The following is an 18,944-nucleotide window of genomic DNA, read 5'->3' as shown; positions in this document are numbered from 1 at the left end:
AGGCCTTATGAGTATTTCAGTGAGTTTATGCCTAACGATTTCCGGTATACATAACCGAATAGTCGAATAGTATCGAGGCGAGATAAAAATAAGCTTCTATTTTTATCTCGCCTTTTGGGTTACTCATGATGGTTTCGTTTTGTATTGTGAGGAACGAAACTCACCTGTCTAAATGCTGAACGTAATTTGTTGAGCGGTAAAGATGGTTTACTGAGCGTTGAAGACGGTTTGCTTAGCGTAGCATGATGTCTTCGTGACCATAGCCAGGGATGAAACCAAACAAGCCTCGGTTAACCACTTCTGATGGACGGTGAGTGATTACACCGTTTCCTGCAGGCTCTTCGCTCCATGTCGTCATGATTGGGTCATGAGCGCCCATGACTGATGGACCGGTTTGGCAATAAGCTGGTGTCTCAGACAATTGTACATAAGGCGTAATTCGAGTGAACACCGAGCCTGATTCGCTGGTTTGGTCGATGAGGTACTCGTGCATGTCAGCCATTGAAATTGGCACCACTTCCTCTTTTTCAACCTCTAAGCTTAAAAGTTCCATTGCTGAACGGGCCAGCATGGTTTCGACACTCCAGAATCCACCTTTTTTCTCACGTTGAATAAGGGCTGAAATTGTACCGATTGCCGCTAAGAATCCAGTGCTGAAATCTAAGGTGAGTGCTCCAACAAGATGGTACTGGTCACGACCTTGCGATGCGATGTGCGTCATACCGGTACACGTTTGAGCTAATTGTTCCCAACCTTTACGGTTGCTCCAAGGGCCTGTTGGGCCATAAGCAGAGATCTGAGTGACGACGAGGTTTGGGTTAATTTCCATCAGAGTTTCTTTATCAAACCCTAATCTTTCTAGCGAGTTAGGGCCATAGCCCCAAACTAATGCGTCGGCATCTTTCAATAATTCAGTGAACTTTTCTTTGTGTTGTTGCTGTTTCAAGTTGAGCTGTATTTGTTTTTTGCCGTAGCTTTGTTCAAAGATTACTGGGTACAAGAACGGAAACTCAGGGTTACGAATCGAGATAACGTCTGCACCGTACTCGGCGAGCTGGCGAGTTGACCACGGACCAGCCACCACATGAGTGACATCAATGATTTTAAGCCCTTCAAGTGGACGATGTTTTGCTTGAGTCAGTTTTTTAGATTTTGCATCGCCCTGATGATCAATCAATACTAAAGGGTGTTTAGCCATCGCTTGCCCTTGTGGGTGTGCTCGCCATTGTTCCGGTGTGTAAAGTGGAGCCATACATAGGCCTTGTTCTTCAAAATCGGCTTCAATAGTCGCCAGGTCAACCTTAGCAACTTGGTCACTTAAGCTTTGGTAGTTATTGGCTGAATCGAAGTAGTTTAAAATACCATCGCGTAAATGCGGATAAGCGCCATTCATACACAACCATTGGCCGTCTTTTGATTGTTGAATGCTGTTCACTGGTACTTCTATTTCGCCGCCTAGAATTATCGTACCGTTGAGGTAATGATAGGCAGGGTCATTTAAGCTCATGGTGGCATGGCGTCGGTCAACCGTTACGCTCTGTTTTGGTAAACCTCGTAGTTCGCCGATCTCTTCCAAGCTTGCGCCAAACGCGGCAATAACACCGGTGATGTAATCCGCCGTGGCAAGGTCTTCTTTTAGGTAAGTAGGCGTTTGGACTATATTTATGTCGGATGCAGGTGTTGATAGGTTAAGTGTATCGGCAATATGTTGATAAACTTTGTGTTGATTCGTATTCATAATACTTCTCTTTAATTCTGACTTAATGGAGTGCTGCTCGTTATAAAGGCAGCACCGTCCGTTTAATTTTTTGTTGAGGCGTTTTGCTTGACTTAAGCGTTTAGTTTTGAGGTTTATGCTGTTCAAGCTCTGGCGGATAATCGACAACGTAGCGTTCAACGTGGTTATTCTCATCAAGCCATAGAATGTTCAATAACGAATCAAATGCGATGACATTATCGAGGTTTTGTTTTTCTGTGATTTTGGCACCACCGTTCATGATGATGGCGTTACCAACTTGGTAAACATCGTGAATAAAATGCTCAGTGATGAAGGGTTCATCGATCTTCTTGAAATACGCTTTCACATTGTCAAGACCAACGATTTTTTCTTGTCCAAATTGCATCACAATATCATCGCGTAATACTTCGAAGCCTGAGTTTTCAGAAAAATCTAATGCATCAATTGCCTGAAACAATTTTGGTAACCATGTTGGTGCTTCTATTTTTGTCATTTGTGTGTTCATGATATTTCCTCGATCTAAATTAATAAGTAACTGTTTAATTTCATTTGATTATTAAATGGAGTTAATGCTAATTAAATTAATGGTATGAATGTGGTGGTTAGAATTTGTAATTGAATTCAAACCCGCGAGTAGCATCCGAGTAGTTTTGCTCTGAATCCCATTTCTCATGGTATTGAACGTCTAGATTCGTGATGATCTGATAGGTAAGTCGCAATTCGTTAGTGAATTGTGAATCCTTGCCTTTGTAGTAATGATTTGTGTATCCGGCCGCGCCACTAAGCGTGCTGCGCCATTCAGGGTTGTACATAAAATCTAAATTATCTAATAGAGCGACTTTTGCGTATGCGCCAACCTGACCATATGTGCCTGGCAGTGTGTATCCAGTAACATGGTCGTCAACAGGATAACCATATTCTTCTAAAGGCAGCTCGCCATTAAGGACAGTGAGTCCCACACCGGCATAAGGTAGAATTTCGAAGCGCTTGTATTGGTATTGCCATGTTACGTTAGCCGACAAGTCTAGCTTTTCAGACGTGACATCGTATTCAGTGTCAAAGTAGCTACCAAAATGTGAAGCGTTGTCGGTATTGAAGTAACGAGCTCGTACGCTATCAATGGAATTATCACGGTCACTTGAGCCTGCCCAGCCTAGGCTGTCTCCTGCAATACCTTTTATTTCAACAATGCCCTTAGTTTGACTTGCTTCTGATTGATCATCGAACTGCACCTTTACGCTTGCGCCGTAGTTATCAAAACCGATGCCTGCAGAAACAGAAGAAGTGTCAGTATTGTCAGCGGCTAGGGCGCTGGTTGACGCTAGTGATGCAATAAGAATGGCGGTTGCTGTGGTATTGAGTTTCATGTGTTTCTCTCTTTTAAATTAAAATCGGGCGCAGTGCCGTGTTGATGAGGGAGAGTATATTCATGACCTTGTTTTCGATAAATATCTTGAATTCCACTTCATAATTGCATGTGTGCAAGAGTAAACGTGTGGTGAGTGATGGCGTTAAAAAGAAACTGAAAATGAGGGTGTTCGTATGTGAGAGGATATAAAGCGATATTCTTTTCGCCTCGTTATTACGTTGCACCACCATTAATCAATAATGCTTAGAAATAACGCCCAGTGAATAGGGGATGAGCGACGCATACTCATCGCTGATTTCTATTCAAGGCTTGCCGGCTGACAAGCATTGGGAAACGCAAATAGGAGGAGGTCAGAGAAATGAAAGAGGAGCGACTTATTGAAACCATCATCAGATTCAAACGCTTACATAAGTAAACGTTGGAATCTGTAGACAGTTCGTGAGTAGGGAGCTCATAAGAGAAAAGAAATAGCACGGAAAACATGTGCAAGATCAATACTTGACTGTTTTACTCTGGTATTGTGAGCCCATTATCAATACCAATTTGGAATGAAACATGACGCTATCAATTAAAAAAATTTTTCAAAATAAAGAAACGAAATCGACTGAATCTAAGCAAGTTACATCGAGTAAAGAATCAAAAGAAAACAACAGTATAGAGAAAAAAATTAAGCATGATACACCTACTGGTTGTTGTGGTTCATGTTCGTAAAAATATCGATGAATACCAGCCTTGGTAAGCTTCTAGGGCTGGTCATTAATCAAGGAATCAAGCAAATAACCACCGGTCGTTAGCGCCAACAATCCCCTAGCAATACCTATATTTATTACGCCTGTCGTCACCTCGTTTTTCGGTTGCCATCCTGTGACAAATTTTAATACCTAAATGAGTGCTTTGAATTGCCTATAACCTATATAGCGTGAATCATAATAATGGGCTGTGCCATTCTGGCTAATGATCTTATCCGTACTTAAGAATAAATAATAAAGACAAACCCTTACAGATGTAGCTCTATTACCTTGATAATGTATTTCTCGATATAAACGGTTCTTGAAGCGATGAATACAACGCTTTACTAGGGACAGTCATAAAATCGTGTGTATGGGTTTTTTGTCATGGCAGATGAAAGGAAGAAAGGGTTTCAAATGAAAAAAATACTACTGGTTGCAGTACTTTCGAGTGTTGTTACCGCGTGTGCCGCTGATAAGCATTTTGAATATGAAGGGGTGGAATATGTCTACAAGGACAAGACATTATTCATTAGTGATGATGACAATGATGCTTTGGTCCAGTGCTCACTAATGATGACTGACAGTGATTGCAATAAAGTGTTCCAATCCTATCAAACGAATCGTCATAACAATGTGGTCTCAGTCTGTTCGGAGTCCTTAGAGGGCGACCGACCGTTAACCTTTTCTGCTCGTGGTGATGTCGCACAGCTTAATGGCGTAATTTGTGATGGTTCGTTAGGTGCTTTTGAGCAGTTTATTAAATATAACCAACAGATTAACACTCTAGATTTCGTCGATTTACCAGGTTCCATTGATGATGAAACCAATTTAAAGCTCGCGTATTTGATACGCAAGCTCGGTTTAAATACGTCCATTGGCTCCAATGGTCACATCGCATCGGGTGGGACGGATTTATTCTTATCTGGGGTTAAGCGACGCATCGAGGTTGGTGCTAAAATTGGTGTGCATTCATGGGCCGATGGTGAGGGTGTGTCAGGTGGTGAGCTATCTAAAACGGACCGAGAACATACGCCATATATTACTTATTACAAAGAGATGGGATTACCTGACCCTGCAGGGTTTTACTTTTTTACACTAGAGGCAGCACCGCCAAATGGGATGCATTACTTAACAAAAAGTGAGTTAGATGCGTTTGGCTTTGAAAGTGACTAGGTAATCTTTGTCTATATAGCTATGTCCCCAGTTAATTACGTGTTTTTGACGAGTAATATAACTGGGGAATGCCTAAAGCTAAGCCATAAGGTTAAGGCTTCTGTTTAGAAAGTTCGAAATGCGTAACCTTGTGAACTATTAAGATCACGCGACTTCACCCGCGCCCTTTATCGATTGCTCACTGTTTTCCACCAATATAGCCGTGGCCGTTTGTTTTAACTGCAGCCACTCCTGATCGTCTACCGTTATGCCGTTGTGCCAGGCATTGTGTTGCGCTTGAGACAGTTCGCTGGCGTCGATATGAATGCTGTAGCCGTCTGATAACGCCTGCACATCAAAATCTTGCACTGATAATTCGATGGTCATGCTGTGACAATCGAGCAGATCGGTGGCTAATACATCGGATAAAAACAATTCTGGGGCAACACACCCTCGATTGAGGATGTACATGGTATGTTTAGGACTGCTGCCATTGGTCCATTTGGCCGAACACGCGATCCCTTTTGCGGCTAGTTTGACTAGTTCGCTGTAGGCCAGCCAGCGGTTGTGGCAGTGCGTTAGCTCTATTTTCATGGTTTTCGAGCCAATCATTTTCTCAATCGCGTAGTCTATGATGACGGGAAGGTGGCAGGCTACGCTGCAGCGGTGCAAGTCTGCGGTGATGAGCCCTTGTGCGATCTGCGTGATATCCGCGGGGCAATCTTGGTCATGATCAATATAGGCGCTCGCATTATTGAAGTGGCGGACACCATGTAATCCCACCATCTGTAAATCTGCGACCATGTTAGCGATGACGTCAGCCTCTCCACATGAGCGGCGCATACCGAGAAACGCCTTGTTGACGGCGGCTACAAGTTCATTGTGAGAGACGATCATAGCGCATTTCCTCCTTGTATCGATCCGTTGTCTTGCAGTTGCTCATGGCTTGGCAGTAACGGAAATATCCAGTCATCTTGATATGTTTGATTGTGAATTTCGTCGAGCAGTGGGGCGCCTTGAAAAAAGGTGACGCGCACCCAACGGTCTGAGCGAGGATCAAACTTAGTCGCGCCAAACACGGCAAGCTTGCAGCGCAGCAAGTGCATGGGAAGTGCATCTCGATGTAAGACATTCATTTGAATATCACCCATCTGTTTATGACCCAGTGTCCAAACGCGTCGTGCAATGGCTCTGTGTTGGGGGTGAAGCACCAGAAACTCCGCTAAGGACAGGTCTGGTTGATGGTCACATAAGGCGTGATAAAGGCGATTAACCTGACGGGCAATATCGAGAGGGAGCTCCTTCTCTTCTCCATTTTCTACGCCACGAATGCCTAACCTTGGCTCTTCTTTGTCTTGTGAACGATACCAAAACCAGTATTGATTTTCTGGCTGACTGAAATCAACGTTAATGGCCCATTGATAGGAGGTATTGAGCGTCGCTAATAGGTCCTGCACTTTTTTCCCACTTGGTAGAAACAAGGTTTCGTCGCTATTCATTTTATCTTGATAGACATCGACAAGATCAGGGTATATCTCCATCAAACATGACAAAACCACTTCTTCCGCCTCTAGTGCTATTTGCGGTGCCTGTTTGAGCAGCTGTGCCCATGTCGTTTGATGGTCAACCCACGCATTGAGGTGACAATCAAATTGTTTGAGGTGTTCAATAGCTTCACTATTGTATTGGCGCTGTGTGTCATTGATGGTCACTACTTGCTGTAGGTGCAATGTTGCTTTGGCTATTAGCGGTTGTAACCTAGCCAGCTTTTCTTTACTGGTTGGGCTTTGTAAAACCTCAGCCAAGGCCTGTTCACGAGTGGTCATCCAACGGTCAACAATGGTTGGGTGGTTTATCAAGTAGGGGGCCATCCCGAGACCTGTTGCATTACCGACGCCTAGGTAGCGTTGCAGCTCTCGATGCAAGGTAGCAGATCGGGGTCCACCCAGTTGGTTAGCGAGGTAATTAACCCAGTCCAAACTAAATTCACGAAGCAGGTACACCGCACACATTTGAGCACTGAACGATTGACTAAAATCCGCGTTTTTTTCAAGCAATTTAAAATCGGCAATACCAAATTTACCGTTGCCATATACTGCGGTAGTCCTAAGAATATAACCCACTTCCGCCAATTCTTGCGGGCAAGGCTGATTCCCTTGAGCCAAATGACTCACGATGTGATCGAACACGCGAACACTTTTGTTAGCACGAGCCAATACCAGAACGTTGTTGGGGTTTCGACCGGCTTCTTGTAAAGGGACATTTGCGCGAAGCTGCTCAAGTAAGTGAACGTCAACGTCACCTGAAATAAGTGCAAAAGTCACATCCCAGCGTTCGGCAATGACGCGATCGTTGCGATCTTCATCGGCAATCTCATCGCAAAAAACGACCAAGTGATAGCAATGATTAGGCGTTGTCAGTTTATAGATGACGTGACCAAAGCCTTGAGGCGAAAGTTGCCAATCGTGTTTGGATACTTTCCATTGTTGCTGAGCCATTTTTCGAATCATAGTGCGAACGAAGCTGATTCGATTTTGGTGCATTGCACCCAATCTTTCTGGCGCCATGACGATGTTAGCCGAGCGAGCGGTGTGTAGGGTAGTCGTGTAAGTTGAAGGATGTGCATCCATTTTGCTCACCACCATTTTAATTATAGTATTGGTTGATGTTCGTGTTAGGGCGAGTGACCTCGCCCTACCTATGTTTCAAGTGCGTGTTTCAAGCGCATGTTTCGCGTCTCAAATGTATGCTCATTTGTTTGACGGTATGGCTCTTTTCATGCCGGTGTTATAAGCCTTGTTCTTTGGCGAGCTTCATCGCAATCTGTGGCGCATTCCATAGGGACGGCAACAGAATTAATGAAACGGGGACTGCTGTGATAACAATGAATGATTGCAACGCGGAGATGCCGCCGGAACCAAGGGAAATCAGAATTAATGCTGTTACCCCCATCATCACACCCCAAAACGTTCGTATGACGGCATTAGGTTCGGTTTCACCACTGATCACCACGCTGATGGTGTAGGTCATCGAGTCACCAGTCGTCACAATAAAGATCGTAGTGAGAATCAAAAATAAGATAGATGTCAGCATTGGAAACGGCAGCTGTTGCGTCATGGCAAGGAGTGCGCCGGGTAAGTTGAATCCTTCAAAGGCCTTACTGACACTACCAGGATCGGCAATCTCAAATGCCAAACCAGAGCCACCCACGATGGTGAACCAAAAACAGGTGACAAGCGGTGCGACGATACTGATGATAGAGACTAGTTGGCGAATGCTTCGACCTCGAGAGATACGTGCAATGAAGATCGCCATCATAGGGCCATACCCTAGGAACCAACCCCAGAAGAACACGGTCCACCAACTTAGCCACCCTTCATCACCACGATAGGTCGCCATTGGTAAGAAGTTGTCGAGCATGCTGCCCACACCTTGAATGTAACCGTTAATGATGAAATCCGTAGGTCCGAAAATCAGAATGTAGATCATCAGGGCAACGGCTAGAATCACGTTATAGCGACTGAGCATTTGCATGCCGCGATTCAGACCACTTAACGCGGACAAGGTATATAAAACAATGGCAAAACTGACAATAATAAGCTGGGTAGTGAAGCCATCGGGAATATCAAACAGAGCATTGAGTGCGTAACTGATCTGCAAGCCTAAGAAACCGATGGGACCAATCGTTCCTGCCGCGACTGCGATGATGCAGCAGGCATCAATCAGCGCACCAGTGTGGCCCTTTAGCGCGCGCTCACCTAAAACTGGATACAGCAGAATACGAGGTTTAAGAGGCAAACCTTTATCGTAATGAAGATGCATCACAACAATTGAGGTTAAGCTCCCCACGATTGCCCAAGCTAAGAATCCCCAGTGCATAAAGGACTGCGATAGTGCATTCACCGCACCTTGGTAAGTACTTTCTTGCGCGCCATACAAAGGAGGAGGGCTGACATAGTGGGCGATAGGCTCTGCCGCGGCCCAAAATACGCCACCACCGGCGAGTAAGGTACAAAATATGATGGCGACCCAGCGAAAGGTATCCATCTCTGGTGTGGTGACGCCGCCAAGAATGACTTTGCCTGTTCGCCCTGCGGCAAGCGCAAGACCAATAAGAAAAGTCAGAAGTAGCAAGATTTGCCAGTATGGGCCAAAGACATTAACGGCCCATGCGAATCCGGTGTTAACCATTGTCGACAATAGCTCTGCATCGTACAAGGCCAGTGCGACAAATAGCCCGATGAATCCACCGCTGTACCAAAACGCTGGATTGCTTAACCCGAGGTTTTCGTATGTGCTTCCTGTGCTGCTATCGGTCGTTGAGGGACCGCCTGATGCACTGGCAGAAGACATTTCTGCGGGCTGCAACTTTGAAGCTTTGATCGTTGAAGCTTTCACGTTGTTGGTTAGATTTGACATACTCTGACTCCAGAGGTTTCTTTGCAATGACCGAGATGGCTCACGACAAGAGTTGTATTTAACACCAGCTCTGTTGTTTTTGTATTGAGCGGGCTGTTCCATGTTTGGGCTACGGCTTTACGAAATAGGCTCTAATCCTTGTTGTAAGAAGTTGAACCAATTCTCACCCAGTATTTTTCCTGCCTCAGACTCATTGAATCCATGGCGTATTAATCCGTTGTAAATGTTCTCCATACCTGCGCTACCACAGAACCAAGGCAGGGCGTCAGGCCATCCTGAGTTACTCGCCGACCCTTCGCCATAGTCCATGGCTTTGGACCAACGACCGTTTCGCATCCACTCTAAGACTTCTTGTGGCTGGTTTAAGCATAGGTCACTGCCAATACCTAAGTGTTCGACACCAACCATGTCGGCCGTAGAGGCCACCATGTGGCAGAAATCATCCAGTGAACATTGGCAGCCATTAGGCAGGTGGAAAGGGTATAAACTGAACCCAATCAAACCGCCACGCGCGGTGAGTGCTTTGATAACATCGTTGGATTTGTTGCGAAGCGCATCGAAGGCAAAAGTTGGGTTAGCATGGCTAATACAAATTGGTCGAGAAGAGAGGTCAATGGCTTCTAGTGTTGAACGCTCGGCGCTATGCGACATATCAACGATCATGCCGACACGATTCATTTCTTCGATAGCTTGTTTACCAAAGCGTGTCACACCACTGTCGTGACTCTCATAGCAGCCCGTCGCCAATAGGCTTTGGTTGTTGTAAGTCAGCTGCATAATAAGTAAGCCTTGCTGACGCATGACTTCGATTAGGCCGATTTCATCTTCAATTGGGGAGCAATTTTGTGCACCGAAGAAGATGCCCACTTTTCCTTGTGCTTTTGCCAACTCAATATCGGCCATCGAATGCACGGGCATGATGAGATCCGCATTTTGCTCAAATCGTAAATTCCATTCAGCAAAGCGAGTCAATGTTTCACGGGCATTTTCGTGATAGACCATGGTGGCGTGAACCGCTGTGATACCACTGCTTTGCAGCGTTTGAAAATACTCACGATCCCAATTGCAGTACTGCAATCCATCAATAACAATCCGTTGTTGGTACATAGCCATTCCTCACTCTTACTGATTCATCGTCGACTTTCTGTCGTGGTTTTTTCTTAGCGCCAGTTTTTTTTATAGTCTCTTAGCACTCATTTTTATTGGTGTGTTAATGCGGCGCACCAAGAGGTAAGAGCCTTGTCTAACAAGGCTCTGTACGTAGAACCCTAGTAAGGGCGTTGATAGGCGGTTTTGACGACGGTATAGAACTCTTTGGCGTATTGGCCTTGTTCACGCGGCCCAAAACTGGATTCTTTTCGACCACCAAATGGGACGTGATAATCGGTACCTGCGGTTGGCAAATTCACCATGACACAACCGGTTTGAGCTTGTTGCTTGAACAATGCACTGCTGCGTAGGCTTTGTGTGATAATGCCGCCAGTAAGGCCGAAGCGAGTATCATTTGTCGTCGCAATGGCTTCATCGAGATCGGCTACTCTTATCACACTTGCCATTGGTGCGAAGACTTCTTCTTGGTTGACTTCCCAGCTATTTTTAGTGTTTAAGAACAAGGTGGGAGACATGTAGTGCCCTTCATGTTCTAGATTTAAACGCTCCCCGCCAAAGGCCAGTTCAGCGCCGCAGTCACGTGCTTTGTCAATCCAAGAGAAGTTAGCGTCTAATTGGTTGCCGGCTACGACGGGTCCCATGAATACGCCTTCTTCAAGGGCGTGGCCGACTTTGAGTTCGCCCATTCGTTTAATGAGCGCGTCGACATAGGCGTCGTGGATACCATCCATGACCACTAAGCGCGATGAGGCCGTACATTTTTGACCTGCACCAGAGAATGACCCTGCGATGGTGGCTTCTACTGCAATTTGAATATCAGCATCATCGGCAATGACAAGCGCATTCTTACTGCCCATCTCTAGCTGACAACGGACAAAGTTTGGCGCGGTGGCTGCCGCTACTTTACGACCGGTATCTACTGAGCCAGTAAAGCTTACGCCATTGATACGGGGGGAGTTTATGAGGGTATTACCGACTTGAGAGCCACTACCCAATACCAGGTTAAAGGTGCCCGCAGGGATGCCTTGGCCGTGGATGATCTCTGTCAACGCTACTGCGCTCGCAGGGGTGAGGTTCGCCGGTTTCCAAATGACACTGTTACCAAAGGCAAGGGCTGGTGCAATCTTCCAAGCCGCCGTCGCAGTAGGGAAGTTCCAAGGTGAAATAATTGCGATAACGCCGACGGCTTCACGCGTGACTTCGACAGAAACGCCCGGGCGGACTGAATCGGCGCTGTCGCCAATTTGTCTGAGCACTTCGGCTGCAAAATATTGAAAGAATTGGCCCGCACGATAGATCTCGCCACGACCTTCCATGAAGGGCTTACCTTCTTCTTTTGAAAGTAGCGTACCGAGCTCATCGCAACGAGCAATTAACTCGTCGCCAATCGCTTGCAATACGGCTTGCTTACGTTCAATAGGTGTTTTTTCCCATTCTGGTTGCGCTTGTTTTGCCGCAGAAATGGCTTGCTCAACCTGTGCTTCGCTGGCTTGAGCAAACTGCCCCAAGTTTTCAGTAATATCCGATGGGTTAATATTGGCGACGGTGCTGATCCCTGACTGCCATTCTCCAGCAATGTAGAGTGCGTTTTCTGTAGGAAGCGTATGTTGAGTCATCATGGAGTCCTTATCACGAGTTGGTTGCCTATGAGTCTGGCAACAGTCGTTAATGTTGAAAGTAATGAAGAAAAGCCGCCATAAACATCAATAGTGGAGTGCGACTTACCTTATAAATAGTGTCTTAAAAGCATTCGAACCATAAAGGGCTCGAGTGCTAGCCTTCAGAGACAGCGGCGTAAACCACAAACTCAACCAGCATTTCTTCTCGTGCTAGCCCAGCCACAACAATGGCGGCTCGGTTCGGGTATGGCGCGGTAAATTGCTCTGCATACACAGCATTAACCGTTTTTAGGTAGTCGCGGTCAGTAACATAAATAAGTACCTGCAAAACAGAATCTAAGGATTCGCCTGCGCACTCTAAAGTATGTGCGAGATTGGCAAAGGTTTGGCGAGTTTGTGCTTCGATACCACCTTCGACAACCGCGCCTGTTGCATCAATTGGGATCTGAGCAGTATAGAGAGTGCCGTTGTTGACTACTGCCCATTCTAGGGGGGCTTTTGAGGCAAAAAGTGCAGTTTTTACAGGCTGTTTCTTTGTTTGAATGTCCACGTATAAATCCTACTTTGTAACGGCTATGTTTCAAGATGGTTAAATACTGCCCTTTGATATATGATAAATCTAACGGTAAATATCGTGCATTTGATAATAAAAACTTATCACCATGCGCTGAGCAAGGTGAATAAAGGGCTGACTAGGAACTGATCCCATGCGTATTAAGCTCCAACAATTGAGTCATTTTGTGATGGTGGTCGAAGAAGGCGGGTTTAGAGCCGCTTCTCATCGAGCGAATCGTTCGCAAGCTGGGCTGTCGACATCGGTTAAAGAATTGGAGAAAATTTTAGGGCAGCCTTTGTTTGAATCCGGTAATAAATCGACCCTAACGCCATTCGGTGAAATCTGCTTACCTAAGATACGGAAATTTCTTAATGTCTATAGTGCGTTGGACAATGATCTCCGCGCCGCCGCCGCTGGTCAGCAAGGAAGAGTAAGAATTGCCAGTGTCCCTTCGGTGGCTGCTAAGTTAATCCCCAGCGTGCTGGGGGCATTTTGTGAGCAGTATCCTCACGTCGAAGTCAGTTTAATTGATGATAACGCGGCGGGCGTGGAGGCGAGGTTATTATCCGGTGAAGTCGATCTCGCCCTTGCCAACGCTTCGAATCTAGAGCAAGAGTCGATTGATTTTACCCCTTTGATTTCAGACCAAATAGGGGTCGTCTGTCTAAAAGACAATCCTCTCGCCGCTAACCCAGAGGGTATTGAATGGCAGACATTGCTAGAACAACCTTTCATCCGCAATGGGACGTGTACGTTGTTAGATGCCACGCCTGCAAGAGCGCTGAGTGAACAAGCGCTGTATTCCGTTGAAAATATCACCTCTTTGTTTTCTGTCTTAGAGTTGGGGATTGGGGTCACAACGTTACCGAAATTGGCCTTTCCTACCAACGAAACTCGATTGATCTGGATTCCATTGGTTGACCCGCCGCTTAAGCGTCAAATTGGCATTTTTCGTTTGGCTGACCGGACGATTTCTCCTCAAGCTCAAGCATTTTATGATTTGTGCGTACAATATCTGAACTACCAACCTGAAAAGGAGCACTCAAAGCATGGCAGTGGCTAAACATGACAACATCTAAACTAAAATGATAAAAAATCATGCAAGCTATCACTTAACGTGATTTTTAATCAACGCTTGAGGACGTTATAGTGTCTCCAACGCGATGAAGAATACGTAAATAAACACAATGAAGAACCAAGAGTCGTCGATGTCGTTGACCGTTCGCGCTTGTGGTTAAGGTTGCCCTTCATCGCTAGGCTATTTTTCATAAGTAAGATAGATGAGGCACTTAAAGGAGACGCAAGATGAAGATGAGTATTGTAAAAGTCGAAGCGCAATATGATGCGAAGTTATGTGATGTGATTAAATCGGTTGGATTGGAATATGGCGCGGTAGGGGAAGGGTTTGGTCCCTCTGATCCTGAGGTTGAGTGTATGAGTCAGCATTACACTCAGCACAATCGCAGCCTTTATTTGGTCGCATTGTTGGACGGAAAAGTGGTGGGGGGATGTGGCCTTGCTCCATTTGGCGTCGATGATAATACGTGTGAGTTAAAGAAGCTGTTCTTGTTAAAAGAAACCCGCGGTTTAGGATTAGGAAAACGTTTAGCGAATGCGTGTTTAGAGTATGCACAACAGGCGGGCTTTAAGCGCTGCTATTTAGATACCTTATCAAACATGACGTCTGCCGTTCGACTGTATGAGAATTTGGGTTTTGAACATTTACCCCAACCGTTAGAAGGCACGCTCCACAATGGCTGTGATGTATGGATGTTAAAGTCATTGTAAGGCGCGAGTCTGCCACGCGGGAGAGATAATGAATAACTATAAGTTGTTGCGGCCTTTATTGGTCTTACTGGAAACGCGAAGCCTCACGTTGGCGGCAAGCCGATTAAACGTGACACAATCGGCAATGAGCCGAACGTTATCTCAGATTCGTACGGCTTTTAACGACCCGATATTGATTCGTGAAGGTAAGCAGTTTGTTATTAGTGCCAAAGGTGAGCGATTACTCGAGCAACTGCCAATGCTGCTTAAAAGTATTGATGATCTTTATCATCCTTCTGAGTTTGTCCCAAGTGATTGCTCACGAAGGTTTTCGCTGGCTTACACGGGGTTTTTCTCTGAATCGATTGTCCCCCTTATCTGCAGTACGATTATGGATAGTGCCCCTGAAGCGAGTTTTCATAGTGAGTTATGGCAAACTCAAAATCTGACAATGTTGCATGAAGGTGACGTTGATATATTGGCGACCACGCTCGATCAATTTCCTGATAACGTGCATGGCAAGAAATTGATTGAGGATGATTATGTGGTCATCATGTCGAAGGACCATCCGTTGGCTCATGCTGATCTCACGCAAGACATCTACTTTTTGGCAAAGCATGTATTGGTTCATGGGATGAAAGAAATGAGGCAATACGTGAGTGAGCAGTTTGATCTGCATGAGCAAGAGCGACGAGTGCTCGCCAAAACACCATCGCTCTTATCAGCGTGTGAATTGGTGGTGCAATCACAAGCTTTTGTTACTGCGCCACTTCATATTGCGGGCTCGCTTGCTCAATCACATTCCATCGTTGTTAAGACGTTGCCACTACCGCAACCAAAACATCACTACTATTTACTCTGGCACAGCAAATATCAAAGCGACCCTGCGCATCGATGGTTCAGAGACCAATGTTTTATGTTATTGCAGCAGCACTTAAAGCAAACACAACAACTCGGGAAAGAGTTAATCAAGCTCGATTAAGAATGATGACTGAATAGATTGAGCATGGCTTAGATTCCTTTGGATTGGACGGATGAAATCTAGGTTGCTTGACTTTGATGAGAGCAACCTCACAGTTGGTGGCCGAACGAAATGTCACGTAATGATAGCTGCTTTCCAAAAATAAACATCAGCAGTAACCATCAACCACATTGTCATATACCGCTGGTATTATTTGGTCACGATGAATTTCAAATGAAGTGACTAACATGACGTGGTTGACATATCGAGCCCTTAATAGCGTTCCCAATGATAAGGTTCTTTACACTCTAGTCTCGGTACTGGCGATCCTTTTTGTCATCGTGGTTGGTTTCTTTGGGATTGAAGAGAGACTGTGTGAGTATTTTTTGTTGTAGCTACCGTCGATAATGTTTGGCGGGGAAATACGGCAGAACAGAAGAACAATATTCTTTTCTGCCGTAATTAACCAATTAACCAATTAACCAATAACCGGTTTAATGGTTGTTAAATGTCACTTCATAAACACCAGAGAACACACTACCGTAACCTTGAGCTTTCGTACCTAAACCAAGGTCGTCCCAGTCGGTCATTTTAGTGAAGCCTTTAAGTGCAACAAGTCCTGTAACTGGGTCATAGGCAGTAATCGCTAACCTTTCGTCAAACTCAAATGTATCTTCGACTACCGAGTATTCTAGCGTACCGTAAGAGGCATTATGTGACCAACTTGTACGAATGGTGCCATCATCTAGCGCTAGGTACATATTGTCACCTTGATAGGCTTCTTGGTACAGCTGCATATATTCCGTTTCTTTAGGGTTTTGGTCGATACGACGCAGCTTAACGGTGCGGTTTTGCTCCGAGAACAAATCCGCAATACTTAAACTATTAGCGCTCTGCCCACAGCTTTCGAGAGCATTGATGTAACTGTTTTCTGTATGGAGGGATTCAGGCTGGTCTAAATTGTCATTCCAACCGCTATCGCCTGTCGAACATGCACTGAGGGAATTGTCAGTGTATAGCATTGAAGCCCCGAAGCTAATCGTTGAGGTGCTGTCTGTACGGACCGCCGCAATAGTGTAACGTTCATCCTTGTTGAGGGGGGTGTTAAAATCAAAATCAATACCTACATCGCCCGCTTTTTCTGTTGGGTATGGTGTTGAGTTGATGTCGTAGCATTCCGTTGATTTGGCAACTAACTCTTTATTACCATTGTATAAAGCAAAGGTTTTAAAGGTGCTTAATACGTCATTACATGTCCAATTAACGGTACCACTTTCGAAATATAAGTCAGCATCATCAGATTGTAGCTCTATCCCCACCTTCCCAATGTTGTACCCACCATTCTTCATTGGGTAGTAATAAACGAAATCTTGATTATTGCCTTTTGAGTCCAAGTATTTCTCTGCGTCTGATTTAGACGTATACCAGATATCATTTGAACGCTCGGTAGTGGTAGCAGAAGTATCGCTGACACTGACAACATAACGGGATGATAACGAACTATCGTCCGATTGCTCATCGACTAGATCGGCTTTAATGCTTAGTGTTGAGGTGGCGCTGTCATCGTTAATATAAGTGCCGGAAATTGTCTCACCATCGGTCGTGTATTGACCAATTTCAATGCTAGGTTCGGCACAGGCGCTTAATGGGTCGATAGGTTGAGTGGCTTCACTGTCGTCAATAAACCATATTTTACCGTCTTCCAGTTTAATGGATTGACAGTAAACCTCTTTATAGAACTCATCAGTTTCAATTTTGTATAGTACTTGTCCTTCTAATATATGGGGGACTTCAATATTAGATTCGGCGACGATGATATTGAACACGGCTTCTGCTATATCGGCGTTTATGGCATCTTTTGCAGATATTGATACGGTGTATGCGCCTGCTTTACTTGGTGTCCCAGCCAGCGTAATTCGTTGCTCTCCGGGATGAACGGTGACAATAAGCCCTGGTGCATTGGTTCTTGCTGACAGGGTAACGTCACTCTCGCCATCATCGTTAAATAGGGTGTCAACGGTGAAGCTCGTATCAAACTCAATACCCTGCATCAATTCATTAGTATCGAATATCTTCTGCAATGCTAATTGAGCGTCATCGTTTACTGTTGGTGGAAGATCAGGAGATGTCACGGTTAAAATTAGTTTAGCTGGGCGCGATTTAGCGCCATGAATATCGGTTGCAAATACAAAGTACGTAAAGGTACCGGCAACCGTCGCTTCTGTGGATATTATACTACTACCATCTCCGATGATGCTTAATACAGGACCCTGATCATTGGATTGAATACTATAGGTAATTTGATCGCCATCTTTATCATTGAACCAAGTCGTGAGATCAATTGAATTGGTCATTTGACCGAGTTCAATTGCCACATTCGATAGTTCTTTAAGGTTATTTGGTCGATGGTTCGGGGTAACAATAATGGTACCTTGACCGTCAGAATCGATATTCGGTTGGTAATCAGTAAGCTCATCGGATGTTTTATCTTTGATGGAACCAGCGACTTCTTTCGCTATATCTAAGCCATTATCACCTTGCGCGTGATCAACGAGAGTTTCGCCGATAACTTCAAGGTGTTTGTTACTTTGTTTCACATAGTCACCGAAGACATCTTCAGCTGAAACAACCAAGCCTGCATCCGTGAGGCTTGCGACAACTTGCAGTTTCGCCTCGTCAAGGGGTGTACCCGCTTGTACTTTTTGAACCACGAGGTCAGTTAAAGGCGTAATTACAGTCGAACCTTGCGGAGCCTTTAAATCAAATGCCTTAGCAACAGGGCCACGAGATGAATCAATAGTCTGGTTCATCACAGCGCTGACACAAATTTGATTTTCTTGGTATTTGCTGTCTATGTTTAATTGACCGTTTAAGTCAGTTTGATTTATCAGTACTAAATCACAAATACCATTATTATCAGTGTCCACACTGACAATCGCATTTTGTAAATAACCGTCAATTGCGGTGACGGTAAACGAACCACTGTTAGGCAATGATGAAGTCTCGGAAGAATCCCCACCACATCCACTTAGTACCACTGTAGAAATTGCTGTTGCCAGCAATGTTTTTTTAGACAACCAGATATTGGTCATGTTTAACATCCTGTTTTTCATTAATTATAATTGTAAGCAAGTGTTTATATAAGCCAGACTTGCGGCAAAACTATAAATAACTACATATTAAATATCTATGATTGATGTATGTCATATGCATGATTTTATACGGTTTTGTGCGATTTTGTGTTGTATATCTCGTGAGTGAAAAATAATTAAAATAATATATTGCTTATTACGGTTTCCTTTGTTTTGTTGCCGAGTCTTCTAATTAATTATGATTAATAGATGTGGGTTTTTTATATGGTAGTTAGTTGGTTGTTACGAGAAGTGAGACATAGAAGAAACCACAATGTCTTATATTATCAAAAATAGCCTTGGCTCTTTATTAGAGAAAATCAAAGAACTCCATTCTTCTTATAGATAGGTAAGTATATGCCATGACGAGTGGGCTTTGTTTCCTAAATCA

Annotated in this window: 14 protein-coding genes and 1 pseudogene; 5 read left to right on the top strand and 10 right to left on the bottom strand. The window is 44.7% G+C overall.

Translation table 11 applies throughout. The annotated features are described in order from the left end of the window. Positions 1–232: 232 nt before the first annotated feature. The 3 genes from AB4405_RS20825 to AB4405_RS20815 form a co-directional block, all read right to left on the bottom strand. Positions 233–1,738 (bottom strand): CoA transferase, encoded by a 1,506-nt coding sequence (locus AB4405_RS20825; RefSeq protein WP_372062670.1) that lies wholly within the window; start codon positions 1,736–1,738, stop codon positions 233–235. Between the two features lie 100 nt (positions 1,739–1,838). Further along, positions 1,839–2,243, bottom strand: a complete 405-nt coding sequence (locus tag AB4405_RS20820) for a hypothetical protein (protein ID WP_102469076.1) — start codon at positions 2,241–2,243, stop codon at positions 1,839–1,841. A 97-nt stretch (positions 2,244–2,340) separates the two neighbouring features. Then, positions 2,341–3,105, bottom strand: coding sequence for a hypothetical protein (locus AB4405_RS20815; RefSeq protein WP_372062669.1), 765 nt, complete (start codon positions 3,103–3,105; stop codon positions 2,341–2,343). 557 nt (positions 3,106–3,662) lie between these two features. Here AB4405_RS20815 and AB4405_RS20810 point away from each other — a divergent pair. Together AB4405_RS20810 and AB4405_RS20805 are read left to right on the top strand one after the other, a co-directional pair. Then, a complete protein-coding gene (locus AB4405_RS20810) occupies positions 3,663–3,818 on the top strand; it encodes a CCGSCS motif protein (RefSeq protein ID WP_372062668.1) in 156 nt (51 codons plus the stop codon). 434 nt (positions 3,819–4,252) lie between these two features. Then, entirely contained in the window at positions 4,253–5,011 is a 759-nt protein-coding gene (locus AB4405_RS20805; RefSeq protein WP_372062667.1) for an alpha/beta hydrolase, read from the top strand. A 144-nt stretch (positions 5,012–5,155) separates the two neighbouring features. On the opposite strand, the gene AB4405_RS20800 is transcribed toward AB4405_RS20805, so the two are convergent. The 6 genes and pseudogenes from AB4405_RS20800 to AB4405_RS20775 form a co-directional block, all read right to left on the bottom strand. After that, positions 5,156–5,887, bottom strand: a complete 732-nt coding sequence (locus tag AB4405_RS20800; RefSeq protein WP_372062666.1) for a DUF3726 domain-containing protein — start codon at positions 5,885–5,887, stop codon at positions 5,156–5,158. Further along, complete coding sequence (locus AB4405_RS20795; RefSeq protein WP_372062665.1) at positions 5,884–7,635, bottom strand: hypothetical protein; 1,752 nt, start codon at positions 7,633–7,635, stop codon at positions 5,884–5,886. The genes AB4405_RS20800 and AB4405_RS20795 overlap by 4 nt, the downstream gene beginning before the upstream one ends. Before the next feature lie 142 nt (positions 7,636–7,777). Further along, positions 7,778–9,277 (bottom strand): annotated as a pseudogene (locus tag AB4405_RS20790) (BCCT family transporter); the annotation flags it as partial. Positions 9,278–9,526: 249 nt separating this feature from the next. Next, positions 9,527–10,516, bottom strand: a complete 990-nt coding sequence (locus tag AB4405_RS20785) for a membrane dipeptidase (RefSeq protein WP_372062664.1) — start codon at positions 10,514–10,516, stop codon at positions 9,527–9,529. 161 nt (positions 10,517–10,677) lie between these two features. After that, positions 10,678–12,138, bottom strand: a complete 1,461-nt coding sequence (locus tag AB4405_RS20780) for an aldehyde dehydrogenase family protein (RefSeq protein WP_372062663.1) — start codon at positions 12,136–12,138, stop codon at positions 10,678–10,680. Positions 12,139–12,292: 154 nt separating this feature from the next. After that, positions 12,293–12,688 carry a RidA family protein gene (locus tag AB4405_RS20775; RefSeq protein WP_102469084.1) on the bottom strand — a complete coding sequence of 132 codons (396 nt, stop codon included), beginning with the start codon at positions 12,686–12,688 and terminating at the stop codon, positions 12,293–12,295. 157 nt (positions 12,689–12,845) lie between these two features. Here AB4405_RS20775 and AB4405_RS20770 point away from each other — a divergent pair, with 157 nt between their 5' ends. From AB4405_RS20770 to AB4405_RS20760, 3 genes are all read left to right on the top strand, one after another. Next, positions 12,846–13,757 (top strand): LysR substrate-binding domain-containing protein, encoded by a 912-nt coding sequence (locus AB4405_RS20770; protein WP_372062662.1) that lies wholly within the window; start codon positions 12,846–12,848, stop codon positions 13,755–13,757. A gap of 242 nt (positions 13,758–13,999) precedes the next feature. Next, entirely contained in the window at positions 14,000–14,482 is a 483-nt protein-coding gene (locus AB4405_RS20765) for a GNAT family N-acetyltransferase (RefSeq protein ID WP_102469086.1), read from the top strand. 28 nt (positions 14,483–14,510) lie between these two features. Continuing rightward, the gene (locus tag AB4405_RS20760; protein ID WP_372062661.1) at positions 14,511–15,443 is read left to right on the top strand and encodes a LysR family transcriptional regulator; all 933 of its coding nucleotides are present in this window, start codon (positions 14,511–14,513) and stop codon (positions 15,441–15,443) included. 473 nt (positions 15,444–15,916) lie between these two features. Here AB4405_RS20760 and AB4405_RS20755 read toward each other — a convergent pair whose 3' ends face one another. Further along, entirely contained in the window at positions 15,917–18,514 is a 2,598-nt protein-coding gene (locus AB4405_RS20755) for a hypothetical protein (protein ID WP_372062660.1), read from the bottom strand. Between the last annotated feature and the right edge of the window lie 430 nt (positions 18,515–18,944).

The sequence above is a fragment of the Vibrio sp. 10N.261.51.F12 genome (assembly GCF_041471725.1).
Taxonomy (GTDB): domain Bacteria; phylum Pseudomonadota; class Gammaproteobacteria; order Enterobacterales; family Vibrionaceae; genus Vibrio.
The sequence above is the reverse complement of the archived record's forward strand: the minus strand, read 5'-3'. Positions and strand labels throughout refer to the sequence as shown.